At 66.1% G+C, this 12,594-nt stretch carries 13 protein-coding genes; 2 read left to right on the forward strand and 11 right to left on the reverse strand.

Annotation, left to right across the window (positions count from 1 at the left end; translation table 11 throughout):
• Both WS70_RS13665 and WS70_RS13670 read right to left on the reverse strand, forming a co-directional pair.
• A complete protein-coding gene (locus tag WS70_RS13665; protein WP_006025728.1) occupies window positions 1-654 on the reverse strand; it encodes a methionine ABC transporter permease in 654 nt (217 codons plus the stop codon).
• Window positions 644-1,678 carry a methionine ABC transporter ATP-binding protein gene (locus WS70_RS13670; protein ID WP_059597294.1) on the reverse strand — a complete coding sequence of 345 codons (1,035 nt, stop codon included), beginning with the start codon at window positions 1,676-1,678 and terminating at the stop codon, window positions 644-646. Before WS70_RS13670 ends, WS70_RS13665 begins: the two co-directional genes overlap by 11 nt.
• Window positions 1,679-1,911: 233 nt before the next feature.
• Between WS70_RS13670 and WS70_RS13675 the strand changes: the two genes are divergently transcribed.
• Window positions 1,912-2,826, forward strand: coding sequence for an alpha/beta hydrolase (locus WS70_RS13675; RefSeq protein WP_059597295.1), 915 nt, complete (start codon window positions 1,912-1,914; stop codon window positions 2,824-2,826).
• A gap of 237 nt (window positions 2,827-3,063) precedes the next feature.
• On the opposite strand, the gene WS70_RS13680 is transcribed toward WS70_RS13675, so the two are convergent.
• Window positions 3,064-3,987, reverse strand: a complete 924-nt coding sequence (locus tag WS70_RS13680; protein WP_059469399.1) for a histone deacetylase family protein — start codon at window positions 3,985-3,987, stop codon at window positions 3,064-3,066.
• A gap of 178 nt (window positions 3,988-4,165) precedes the next feature.
• Here WS70_RS13680 and mltB point away from each other — a divergent pair, with 178 nt between their 5' ends.
• Complete coding sequence (mltB, locus tag WS70_RS13685; protein ID WP_059469398.1) at window positions 4,166-5,392, forward strand: lytic murein transglycosylase B; 1,227 nt, start codon at window positions 4,166-4,168, stop codon at window positions 5,390-5,392.
• 82 nt (window positions 5,393-5,474) lie between these two features.
• Here the strand turns inward: mltB and cysM are convergent, their stop codons facing one another.
• The 8 genes from cysM to WS70_RS13730 form a co-directional block, all read right to left on the reverse strand.
• Window positions 5,475-6,377 (reverse strand): cysteine synthase CysM, encoded by a 903-nt coding sequence (gene cysM, locus WS70_RS13690; protein WP_059469397.1) that lies wholly within the window; start codon window positions 6,375-6,377, stop codon window positions 5,475-5,477.
• A 243-nt stretch (window positions 6,378-6,620) separates the two neighbouring features.
• On the reverse strand, window positions 6,621-6,938 hold the full coding sequence (locus WS70_RS13700; protein ID WP_059597296.1) for a ComEA family DNA-binding protein: 318 nt from the start codon (window positions 6,936-6,938) through the stop codon (window positions 6,621-6,623).
• A 70-nt stretch (window positions 6,939-7,008) separates the two neighbouring features.
• Entirely contained in the window at window positions 7,009-8,001 is a 993-nt protein-coding gene (rfaD, locus tag WS70_RS13705; protein WP_059597297.1) for an ADP-glyceromanno-heptose 6-epimerase, read from the reverse strand.
• Window positions 8,002-8,059: 58 nt separating this feature from the next.
• A complete protein-coding gene (gene rfaE1 / locus WS70_RS13710) occupies window positions 8,060-9,046 on the reverse strand; it encodes a D-glycero-beta-D-manno-heptose-7-phosphate kinase (protein WP_059597298.1) in 987 nt (328 codons plus the stop codon).
• Window positions 9,015-10,415, reverse strand: coding sequence for a UDP-glucose dehydrogenase family protein (locus WS70_RS13715; protein ID WP_059469393.1), 1,401 nt, complete (start codon window positions 10,413-10,415; stop codon window positions 9,015-9,017). Before WS70_RS13715 ends, rfaE1 begins: the two co-directional genes overlap by 32 nt.
• A 91-nt stretch (window positions 10,416-10,506) precedes the next feature.
• Window positions 10,507-11,676 (reverse strand): lipopolysaccharide assembly protein LapB, encoded by a 1,170-nt coding sequence (gene lapB / locus WS70_RS13720; protein WP_059469392.1) that lies wholly within the window; start codon window positions 11,674-11,676, stop codon window positions 10,507-10,509.
• A 52-nt stretch (window positions 11,677-11,728) separates the two neighbouring features.
• Window positions 11,729-12,022 carry a LapA family protein gene (locus tag WS70_RS13725; protein WP_059469391.1) on the reverse strand — a complete coding sequence of 98 codons (294 nt, stop codon included), beginning with the start codon at window positions 12,020-12,022 and terminating at the stop codon, window positions 11,729-11,731.
• A 226-nt stretch (window positions 12,023-12,248) separates the two neighbouring features.
• Complete coding sequence (locus tag WS70_RS13730; protein WP_059469390.1) at window positions 12,249-12,572, reverse strand: integration host factor subunit beta; 324 nt, start codon at window positions 12,570-12,572, stop codon at window positions 12,249-12,251.
• Window positions 12,573-12,594: the final 22 nt, after the last annotated feature.

Below are 12,594 nucleotides of genomic sequence, written 5' to 3' on the forward strand. Positions count from 1 at the left end.
TTACTTGTGACTCAGGCGCCGCACGAGCCAATCGCCGAACGACTGCACGATCTGCACGAACACGATCAGGATCGCAACGACCGTCCACATCACTTCCGGCAGATAGCGCTGATAGCCGTAGCGGATGCCGAGGTCGCCCAGCCCGCCGCCGCCGATCGCGCCCGCCATCGCCGAATAGCCGACGAGCGACACGAACGTGATCGTGAGTCCCGCGACGATGCCCGGCAGCGATTCGGGCAGCAGCACCTTGAACACGATCTGGCCCGTCGTCGCGCCCATCGCCTGCGCGGCTTCGATGAGGCCGCGATCGACTTCGCGCAGCGCCGTCTCGACGAGCCGCGCGATGAACGGCGCCGCCGCGATCGTGAGCGGCACGACGGCCGCCGCGGTGCCGATCGACGAGCCGACGGCAAGGCGTGTAAACGGAATCACCGCGACGAGCAGGATGATGAACGGCGTCGAGCGGACCGCGTTGACGATGCCGCCCAGCACGCGGTTCACGGCGAGGTTCTGCAGCACGCCCTGGCGATCGGTCAGATAGAGCAGCACGCCGAGCGGCAGGCCGACGAGCGCGCCGACCGCCCCGGAAATGCCGACCATGATCAGCGTCTCCCAGAACGACTGCACGAACATATCGAACATTTCACTCAACATACGAAAGCTCCTCGACGACGACGCCCTGCTCGCGCAGATACGCGAACGCCTGCCCCACCTTGCCCGGCTCGCCCGTCGCGAGCACCGCGAGCGAACCGAACGCGCGGCCCTGGATCTCGTCGATCTGGCCGTGCAGGATGTTGAAGTCCAGCTCGTAGCGCCGGATCGTCTCCGACAGGATCGGCTGATCGACGCCCGAGCCCGTGAACGCGAGGCGCAGCAGATGGCCCGAGCCCGTCTTCAGGCGCTCGGCGACGCGCGCCTTCATCGCGGGCGGCAGCTCCTGCGCGATCACGTCGCCAATCAGCGCGCGCGTGACCTCGTGATGCGGCCGCATGAACACGTCGATCACGTTGCCCTCTTCGACGACGCGCCCCGCGTCGAGCACCGCGACGCGATCGCACACGTCCTTGATCACTTCCATCTGGTGCGTGATGAGGACGATCGTGAGGCCGAGCTCTCGGTTGATGCGCCGAAGCAGGTCGAGGATCGCGCGCGTCGTCTCGGGATCGAGCGCGGACGTCGCTTCGTCGGACAGCAGCACCTTCGGCTTGCTCGCGAGCGCGCGCGCGATGCCGACGCGCTGCTTCTGCCCGCCGCTGATCTGCGCCGGATAGCGGTCCTTCTGCGCGGTGAGGCCGACGAGGTCGAGCAGCGGCAGCACGGTCGTCTCGATCTCCGCACGCTTCACGCCCGCGAGCTCGAGCGGCAGCGCGACGTTGTCGAACACGGTGCGGGACGACAATAGGTTGAAGTGCTGGAAGATCATCCCGATGTCGCGCCGGGCGTTGCGCAGCTCGCTCGCGGACAGTTGCGTCAGGTCGCGGCCGTCGACGATCACGCGGCCTTCCGACGGCCGCGTGATCAGGTTGATCGTGCGCACGAGGGTGCTCTTGCCCGCGCCGCTGCGGCCGATGATGCCGAAGACCTCGCCCTGCGGAATCGTCAGATTGACGTTGTGCAACGCTTCGATCCAGCCGCGAGGCCCCTCGAAACGCTGCGAAAGGTTGCGAATTTCGATCATGTAAACAAAACGGCGGAACGGCGCAGCCGGGTATGCCGGGCTTCGCTGTCGACCGCCGCCGCATCTAGGGAATGGCCCGCGAGTTTACCGCATCCGCCACATTTCCCTTAATAATCGATTTCCACCTTTTCATAACCAAACGCGATTAGAGGAATGCGCCCGCACGGGCCGTCACGGACGGCGTCTATGATCGAGCGCATCCTTCATAACAACATGCTCCGGAGACTTCCGCCATGGACGCTGCCGCTTCGATTTCGCCTCGCTTCGCCGCCCCTGCCAATGCCGGCGTGGCCCCGCAGCGCGAACGCCTACGCACCGGCGACGGGCTCGAACTCGCGTCATACCGGTGGCCCGCCGCGGCGTCGTTCGCCGTGCCGCGCGCGACCGTCGCGCTCGTGCACGGGCTCGCCGAGCACGCGGGACGCTACCAGGCGCTCGCAGAGCGCCTGACTGCGGCGGGCATCGAAGTCGTCGCGGCCGATCTGCGCGGACACGGACATTCGCCCGGCGCACGCGCATGGGTCGAGCGCTTCGATCAGTATCTGCAGGACGCGGATGCGCTCGTCTCGAGCGCGGCGCGCGACGACACCCCACTCTTCCTGATGGGGCACAGCATGGGCGGCGCGGTCGCCGCGCTCTACATGATCGAACGCGGGGCCGCGCGCCGCTCCGGACTCGCGGGCCTCATCCTGTCGAGCCCCGCGCTCGCGCCCGGGCGCGACGTGCCGAAGTGGATGCTCGCGATGAGCCGCTTCATCAGCCGCGCGTGGCCCCGCTTTCCGGCGATCAAGATCGACGCCGCGCTGTTGTCGCGCGATCCGGCCGTGGTCGCCGCAAATCGCGCCGACCCGCTCGTCCACCACGGCTCGGTACCGGCGCGCACCGGCGCCGAAATTCTCGATGCAATGCAGCGGATCGAGCGCGGCCGCGCTGCGCTGCGCGTGCCCGTTCTCGCCTATCACGGCACCGCCGACAAGCTGACCGAACCCGACGGCAGCCGCGATTTCGGCGCGCACGTCGGCTCGCCCGACCGCACGCTCACGCTATACGAAGGCTGCTATCACGAGACGATGAACGATCTGGAACGTGAGCGCGTGATCGGCGCGTTGATCGAATGGATCCTGGCGCATGTGCCCGAGCGAAACTGAAACTCCCGGATCGGATGCGAAAGCGCGGCGGCCGAGCCCGCGTATCCGCAGATGGTAGGGATATCGAACGATCGCGTCCGCTACGCGGCTTCGCGGCCAGATGCCGGCGAGCGGCTGCGCGGATCAGCATCTTCGTCGTACAAACCCGGTGGAGCACGCGCGCGCGTCAGCTCGTCACCACACATGCCCCAACGCCCCGAAGCACCGCCGCGCGCCTGCGCGACAATCGACGCGCGCTCACACCCCGGCAAGCACGCGCAAATGCGCGACCACGCTGCGCCCGAGCGCGGACAGGTTGTAGCCGCCTTCGAGGCAGCTCACGATCCGGCCTTGCGCATGCCGCCGCGCAACTTCGCAGATCTGCGTCGTGAGCCACTCGTAGTCGGCCTCGACGAGACCCATCCCGCCGATGTCGTCCTCGCGATGCGCATCGAAGCCTGCCGACACGAACACCATCTGAGGCTTGAACTCGTCGAGCCGCGGCAGCCACATTAGATCGACCGCCTCGCGCACCGCCATTCCGTTCGCGCGCGCAGGCATCGGCAGATTGACCATGTTCGGCGCCTGATGATCGGCGCCCGAGAACGGATACAGCGGATGCTGGAAGAAGCTGCACATCAGCACGCGCTCGTCGTTCGCGAATGCAGCCTCGGTGCCGTTGCCGTGATGAACGTCGAAATCGATGATCGCGACGCGCTCCAGTCCGTGAATCTCGAGCGCATGGCGCGCGGCGATCGCGACATTGTTGAAGAAGCAGAAGCCCATCGCGCGCGCGGGCTCCGCATGATGGCCGGGCGGACGCACGCTGCAGAACGCGTTGTCGTAGCGGCCCTCGAGCACCGCGTCGGTCGCCTCGACGGCCGCGCCCGCCGCGCGCAGCGCGGCGCGCCACGTATGGCGGTTCATCGACGTGTCGGGATCGATCTCGACGTAGCCTTCCTTCGGAATCCGGCTGCGGATGTAGTCGATATGCGCCTGCGTATGCACGCGGGCAAGCGCCGTCTCGCTCGCGAACGGCGCCGCCTCGTGGACGATCAGGTCGTCGAGGCGGCTCGCGATCAGTTGATCCTGGATCGCCGACAGCCGTGCCGGCGACTCGGGATGCCACTCCCCCATCTCGTGCAGCAGGCAGTCGGGGTGGGTGTAAAAAGCCGTTGGCATATGCTCGTTCCGCGACGCGGCCAGTGCGCGCCGCAGGTCTCCGTCAAGGATGTCCGCGATATCGTCTGGTGCGAACTTCGCCGCTAACTTACCACATCGCGCCCAGCGCCGGGCCGGCGCGGAGGACGTGTCGGTTATACTGCCCCGAAATCATCCGCCTCGTCCGCCTCGCCTCGACATGACTTTCAACCAGCCTGCCGCACCCGCCCCGCTCGCGCTCCGTCTTCGCTTCCCGTTCGCCGCGCTGTCGCTTGCCGCGACGCTCTTCGCGTCCACCGCCGTCGCACAAACGCAGCCCGCCGCAGCCGTCGTCGCGCAAGCGCAGCCGCAATCGAGCGTGCCGCAAGGACAGACGTTCGAAGAAGAAATCGTCCCGCAGCGCTACGCAAACAATCCGAAGATCGACGCGTTCATCTCCGACATGGTCGCGCGCCACGACTTCGACGCGAACGCGCTGCATGCGCTCTTCGCACGCGTCAGCTACTCGGCGACCGCCGCGAAGCTTGTGATGCCCGCGCCGTCGCCCACGGTCAAGAACTGGCGAGTCTATCAATCGCGCTTTCTCGACGCAGTGCGCGTGAACGCGGGCGTGAAGTTCTGGCGCGCGAACCAGGGGACGCTGCAACGCGCGTCGGCGGAATTTGGCGTGCCGCCCGAAGTGATCGTCGGCATCATCGGCGTCGAGACGATCTACGGTCGCTACATGGGCAACTTCCGTACGCTCGACGCGCTGACGACGCTCGCGTTCGACTATCCGAGCACGCCGAATCGCGACACGCGCCAGGCGACGTTCCGCAAGAACCTCGAAGACTTCCTCGTGTGGACCCGCGACAGCCAGCTCGATCCGACGAGCGTGCTCGGCTCGTATACGGGCGCGGTCGGCATTCCACAGTTCCTGCCGAGCAGCATCCGCGAATACGCGATCGATTACGATGGCAACGGCCACATCGACCTGCGCGCGAGCCAGGCCGACGCGATCGGCAGCGTCGCGAACTATCTGAAGCAGCACGGCTGGGAAACCGGCCGGCCGGTGATATGGAGCATCGCGCCCGACACGGGCAGCCAAGGCGTCGCGCAAGCGGCGGCCGATGGCCGGCCCGAGCCGCATTGGGTGTTGTCGCAATTGCTGCGCGCGGGCCTCGTGCTCGACGAGCCGTCCGTCAACATCGCGTCGGAGGCGAGCACGCCCGTCACGGTGATCGACCTGCCGACGCCCGGCCGCGCGACCGAGTACAAGCTCGGGCTGCAGAATTTCTACGTGCTGACCCGCTACAACCGCAGCTTCTTCTATGCGCTCGCCGTGTATCAGTTGGGCGAGCGCGTGAAGGAACAAATGGAAGCGAGCGGCGCGCTGACGTCGCCGCCGGACAATACCGCGCCCGCCACACAGCCATCGTCGGAATGAAACGGCGCGCGGTCGCCCGAATGAAAAAAAGCGCCGAAAGCGGCGCTTTTTCTTTTGCGGTCCGGCTGGACGACGACGCGCGTTACGCAGGGAATACGCCCGTCGACAGATAACGATCGCCACGGTCGCAAACGATGAACACGATCGTCGCGTTCTCGATCTGCCGCGCGATGCGCAGCGCGACTTCGCACGCGCCGCCCGACGAGATTCCGCAGAAGATGCCCTCGACGGCCGCGAGCTTGCGCGCCATCGCCTCGGACGCGGCCTGACTCACGTTCTCGACGCGGTCGACGCGACTGCGATCGAAAATCTTCGGCAGATACGCTTCCGGCCACTTGCGGATGCCCGGAATGCGCGAGCCTTCTTCCGGCTGCGCGCCAACGATCTCGATGTTCGGATTCCTTTCCTTCAGATACTGCGACGTGCCCATGATCGTGCCCGTCGTGCCCATCGCGGATACGAAGTGCGTGATGCGGCCGTCGGTCTCGCGCCAGATTTCCGGGCCGGTGCCTTCGTAATGCGCAAGCGGATTATCGGCATTCGCGAACTGGTCGAGGATCACGCCCTTGCCCTCGCGCTGCATCTGCTCGGCAAGATCGCGCGCGAATTCCATCCCGCCCTTCACCGGCGTCAGCACGATTTCGGCGCCGTATGCGGCCATGCTCTGGCGGCGCTCGACGGACAGATCCTCCGGCATAATCAACACCATCTTGTAGCCGCGGATCGCCGCCGCCATCGCGAGCGCGATCCCCGTATTGCCGCTCGTCGCCTCGATCAGCGTGTCGCCCGGCTTGATCGTGCCGCGCTCTTCCGCCTTGCGGATCATCGACAGCGCGGGACGGTCCTTTACCGAACCCGCTGGATTGTTGCCTTCCAGCTTCGCGAGAATCACGTTGTTGCGGGCGCGAATCTCGTCGTCCGGCAGGCGGACGAGTTGCACGAGCGGAGTATTGCCGATCGTGTCTTCGATAGTTTTGTAAGCCATGAACGTCACGTTTATCCGATGCCGATGAATGAATCGATTGTAAACCAGCGGAGAAACGTGCGCGCACGATGGCCGTCAAGGCGGCTGCGCCCATGGACGTGCGGCCTTCGCGCGGGCGCTCGGGCAATGCAAAAAGCCCGCGGCGTGCGCCGCGGGAATTCGCCGCCGAAGCGGCGCCTGAAGGAGGCATCACCCAACCGCCGGCCGCTGGACCGCCGGCGCCGGCATCGTCAGCAGACCGGATTATTTCTTGCCGGCAGCGGCCGCTTTCTGCGGGGCCGTGGAGGCGGCAGGCGCACGCGCCGCGCCGATCGCGAGGCCTTCGGCCTGCAAGCGCTCGACCGTCTTGCCGCCCATGCCCTTCACGCGCCGCGCGAGGTCGGCCGCATCCTTGTACGGGCCGTGCGCGGTCCGCTCGTCGACGATCGCCCTGGCCTTCGCCGGACCGATACCCTTGATGCCGCGCAGCGCATCGTCGTTCGCGACGTTGACGTCGACGGCAGCCCATCCGTGTGCGGCCGCGGCGCACAGCGCGACCGCCGCGAGAAGTTTCTTCAGCATCTGGATCTCCGTAAAAAACGGCCGGCGGCTGCCGACCGTGAGATCCAGTCTAAGGACGCGGGCGCGTTGCTTACAGTTGGCCGAACAGCCAACGCACGTAGCGATCGACGCCCTCTTGCACCGTCAGGAACGGCGCATCGTAGCCGGCCGCGCGCAACTTCGTCTGGTCGGCCTGCGTGAAGCACTGGTACTTGCCGCGCAGCGCGTCCGGGAACGGCACGTATTCGACGAGGCCCTGCTCGACCTGCTCGGCGAGCGTGAGCGACGGCTTGCCTTCGAGCGCGCGCAGCGTGTTGACGACCGTCGTCGCGATGTCGTTGAACGGCTGCGCGCGGCCGGTGCCAAGATTGAAGATGCCCGACTTCTCCGGATGATCGAAGAAATACAGGTTCACCTTCGCGACGTCCTCGGCCGACACGAAATCGCGCGTCTGCTCGCCCGGACCATAGCCGTTGTATTCGCCGAACAGTTTGACCTTGCCTTCGGCGCGGAACTGGTTGAAGTTGTGGAACGCGACCGACGCCATCCGGCCCTTGTGCGACTCGCGCGGACCGTACACGTTGAAGTAGCGGAAGCCCGCGATCTGGCTCTTCGCGCCCGGCATCACGCGGCGGATCACCTGGTCGAACAGGAACTTCGAATAGCCGTAGACGTTGAGCGGCGCTTCGACCTCGCGCTCTTCGACGAAGCGGCTCGACCCGCCGTAGATTGCGGCCGACGACGCGTACAGGAACTGCGCGCCCTGCGCGAGACACGCGTCGAGCACCGCACGGCTGTAGCGGAAATTGTTGTCCATCATGTAGCGACCGTCGGTTTCCATCGTGTCCGAACAGGCGCCTTCGTGAAACACCGCGCGCACCTTGCCGAAATCGCCGCGCGTGAAGCGCTCGACGAACTCGGTCTTGTCGAGGTAGTCGTCGATCTCGCAATCGACGAGGTTCTTGAATTTGTCCGCGCGCGTCAGGTTGTCGACCGCGATGATGCGCGTCTCGCCACGCTCGTTCAGCGCGTTGACGATGTTCGCGCCGATGAAGCCGGCCGCGCCGGTAACGATGAGAGTCATGATCGTCCTACCGATAAGAGTGTGCGCACGGCGCGCGGCAGCGCGCGCCGTGCGCCGTTCAATGAAACAGTTCGTCGTACTCGACAGTCGCGGTGCCGAGCTTGCCGACCACGATGCCCGCCGCGCGATTCGCGAGCACGACCGCTTCGACGAGCGGCAGCCCCGCGCCGAGCATCGTCGCAACGGTTGCGATCACCGTGTCGCCCGCGCCCGACACGTCGTACACTTCGCGCGCGAGCGCGCTGACGTGCAGCTCGCCATCGTTCGAAAAGAGCGTCATCCCCTCTTCCGAACGCGTGAGCAAGAGCGCGTCGAGCGCGAGTTCGCCGCGCAGCTTCGTCACGCGCGCGCGCAGATCGTCCTCGGACGTCCACTGCCCGACGACCTCGCGCAGCTCCGTGCGGTTCGGCGTGATCAGCGACGCGCCGCGATAGCGCGCCCAGTCGGCGCCCTTCGGATCGACGAGCACGGGCTTGCCCGCCGCACGCGCCTTCGCGATCATCGTCGTCACGTGCGTGAGCCCGCCCTTCGCGTAATCCGACATCAGCACGACGTCGTACGACGGCAGCAGCGCATCGAAGCGCGCGAGCCCCGCGAGCAGCACTTCGTGCGTCGGCGCGGCCTCGAAATCGACGCGCAGCAATTGCTGCTGGTGCGCAAGCACGCGCAGCTTGATCGTCGTCGGCAGCGACGGATCGCGCTCGAGATACGGCGTCACGCCACTCGCGCCGAGCAGTTCGACGATCCGCTCGCCCGGCTCGTCGCCACCGACGACGCACAGAAGGCCCGCCTGGCCGCCGAGCGTCACCGCGTTGCGCGCGACGTTCGCCGCGCCGCCCAGCCGCTCCTCCTGCCGCTGCACGTGCACGACGGGCACGGGCGCTTCGGGCGAGATCCGGTTGACGTTGCCGAACCAGTAGCGATCGAGCATCACGTCGCCGACGACGAGCACGCGCGATTTCGCGATCTGCTCGCGCGCCACGACGCGCGCCGTGGCGGGCAACGCCGCATGCTTATGCGCGCTCGGAAGAGATGGGCTCGACATAGGGGCGTCCAATCGCGTGGTAATCGATGCCGAGCTCGGCCATCGCATCGGGTTCGTACAGGTTGCGGCCGTCGAAGATCACGGGCGCCTTCAGCACCGACTTCAGATGCGTGAAATCCGGGCTCTTGAATTCCTTCCATTCGGTGACGATCACGAGCGCGTCCGCGCCCGCGAGCGCATCGTCGGCCGAGTCGACGAACGCGAGCTGCGCGAGCGCGTCGGGCGCATCGCGCAGATCGAGCGCGAACACGCGCCGCGCTTCGTCGACCGCGACGGGATCGTATGCGCGCACCGTCGCGCCGCGCGCGAGCAGCGACGCGATCAGACGCCGGCTCGGCGCTTCGCGCATGTCGTCGGTGTTCGGCTTGAACGCAAGCCCCCAGACGGCGAACGTGCGGCCCGTCAGGTCGGCGCCGTAGCGCTTCTCGATCTTGTCGAGCAGCACGTTCTTCTGTGCGTGATTCACGTCCTCGACCGCCTCGAGAATCTTGAGCGGCTGGCCGTTCTCGCTCGCAGTGCGGATGAGCGCCTGCACGTCCTTCGGAAAGCACGAGCCGCCGTAGCCGACGCCTGCATACAGAAAGTGATAGCCGATCCGCGGATCGGAGCCGATCCCGCGCCGCACCGCTTCGATGTCGGCGCCGACGCGATCCGCGAGATTCGACATCTCGTTCATGAACGAGATGCGCGTCGCAAGCATTGCGTTCGCCGCGTACTTCGAGAATTCGGCCGAGCGCACGTCCATGTAGATCGTTCGCTCGTGGTTGCGGTTGAACGGCGCGTAGAGCTTCTTCATCTTCTCGCGGGCGATTGCGCCCGCTGCGTCGTCGTCGACGCCGATGATGATCCGGTCAGGACGCATGAAATCGTCGACGGCCGCGCCTTCCTTCAGGAATTCGGGATTCGACACGACCGAAAAGCGATGCTCGGCGCTGCCGGCGAGCCCGCGCGCGGAGAGCGCCTCTTCGACCACGCCGCGCACGCGCTGCGCGGTGCCGACGGGCACCGTCGACTTGTCGACGATCACTTTGTAGCCCGTCATGTAGCGGCCGATGTTGCGCGCGGCCTCGAGCACGTACTGCAGATCGGCGGAACCGTCCTCGTCGGGCGGCGTACCGACCGCGATGAACTGGATCTCGCCGTGCGCGACGCTCGCCTCGACATCGGTCGAGAACGTGATGCGCCCCGCCGCGCGGGTGCGCGCGATGATTTCCTGCAGCCCGGGCTCGTGAATCGGCATGCCGCCGTCGTTCAGGATGTCGATCTTGCGAGGATCGACGTCGAGACAGAACACGTCGTGGCCGATCTCGGCGAGACACGCGCCGGTGACGAGGCCCACATAGCCCGTGCCGATGATGGTGATCTTCATAAGTATTCCGATGATTCGCTCGAGCGGACGACGTCCGCCCGGTTCAGGCCCGCGGCGGCGATCTCACGCCATCCCGCGCGGCCTGCCCCCATTACGCAACGGCAGGTTCGACGCGCCGCGGCGCGTAGGTTTCCCATCCGCTGCATCCAGGGCACTGCCAGTAGAAGAGGCGCGCCCGGAAACCGCAATTCTGGCATGTATATCGTGGCAAATTCTTGGTGCGCTGCTTGACGAGCAAGCGCATCATTTCGAGCTCCGCGCGGCGCGGCTCGCCGGCCGTCGCGATCTGCGCGTCGAGCAAATGCAGCATGCCGGACAGGTTCGGCGCCTTCTCCATCTGCGTGCGCGCGAGCGCGTGCGCGACGTCGTTGCCGCGCATCTGCGCGACGTACTGATAGACGACGTCGAGCAGATCGTTCGACGGATAGCGTTCCGCATAGCCCGTCAGCAGCTCGGCGCCGTCGGCCGCCTGATCGAGCGCAGTGTAGGACTTCATCAGCTTGTCGGCGACGAGCGGCAGATACGCGGGATTCTGCATCTCGATACGGCGCCAGTGTTCGATCGCCGCGCGATGGTCGCCCGCCGCGGCGGCCGCGTCGCCCGACAGGATCGTTGCGCGCGCGTTCTGCGGATTCACCGTGAGCGCCTCGCGCAAATGCTCGGTCGCGAGCGCGGCATTCTTGCGCAGCAGCGCGTCCTGCGCGAGTTCGCAATGGAACTGCGAGATCTCGGTCGCGAGACGCGGCGCGCCCATCGACTCGATCCGCGCCGCGGTGTCGATCGACTTGTTCCAGTCCTTCTCGATCTCGTAGATCGTGAGGAGCGCGCGCTGCGCGTCGAGCGCGTAGTCGCCTTCGGAGAGCTTGTGGAACGCCTCTTCCGCGCGGTCGAGCAGGCCCGCCTTCAGGAAGTCCTGCCCGAGCTCGAAGAGCGCGTGGTCGCGCTCGTTCACGGGCAGATCGTTGCGGCTCAGCAGGTTCTGATGAACGCGGATCGCGCGGTCCGTCTCGCCGCGCCGACGAAACAGGTTGCCGAGCGCGAAGTGCAGCTCGACCGTTTCGGGATCGAGCTTCGCGACTTCGATGAACGCGTCGATGGCTTTGTCCGGCTGTTCGTTCAGCAGGAAGTTCAGGCCGCGGAAATAGGAGCGCGGCAGATTCGCGCTCTCGGACAGCAGTTTGTTGAGGTCGTAGCGCGACGCCATCCAGCCGAGCGCGAACGCGACGGGAATGGCGAGCAGCCACCAGAAATCGAGATCCATGCGACGTGTCGAAAAAAACCTTGGCCGCGCACGGTGCGCGGCGTCGGCATCGTTAAATGACGGGCGGCATCGGCGGCTGGTCGATGACGGCCGGGTTCTCGCGCGCCGCGCGCAAGTCGCGCTTCAGGCGGCCGTTCTCCATTCGCATCCGGAAGATCGCGGGCAGCGCCGACAACAGACCGGCGATCAGGCCGACGCCGAAGAACGCGAGACCGATCAGGATCAACGGAGCCTGCCAGTTGTAACCGGCGAGGAAATTCAGCGTGGCGCTTTGCGTATTGGCCAACGCAAGCACGAGCAGCAGCACGAACACCAGCACACGGATCAACCAGACGATGAACTTCATGACTCCCTCTCTTTGACTGAGATTGTTCGGCAGCGCGCGCGACTCCCCTTCGCAGCGCGTCAGGCGCCCCGTATTGTAAAGGATGCCTTTAGCGCTTCGCGAATCGGTTCTGCCGGCGCTTGACGCGCTTCGCGAAACCCGCGCTGCGTGCGCCCAAAGAAAAAGCGCCCGCAAGGGGCGCTTTCTTTCGGCCAAACTGGTTCGGCATCGGCTTGCGGCTGAACCGTCACTGGCTATCTTCCGGTTCGTCGTTCTTCAACGGCTCGCCGGCGCGGCCGTCGACGCGCTCACGCAATTCCTTGCCGGGCTTGAAGTGCGGTACGTACTTCTCGGGCACCTGCACTTTCTCCCCCGACTTCGGATTGCGCCCGACACGCGCCGGGCGGCGGTTCAAACCGAAGCTGCCGAAGCCGCGAATTTCGATGCGATGCCCTTTCGACAGTGCGTCGGACATCGCATCGAGCATCGTTTTCACCGCGAAATCCGCATCCTTCAACACGAGTTGCGGAAATCGCGATGCCAACTGGGCGACCAACTCGGATTTGGTCATACTTCAGCAGACCTCGCGAGGC

This window comes from Burkholderia mayonis (genome assembly GCF_001523745.2).
GTDB lineage: Bacteria > Pseudomonadota > Gammaproteobacteria > Burkholderiales > Burkholderiaceae > Burkholderia > Burkholderia mayonis.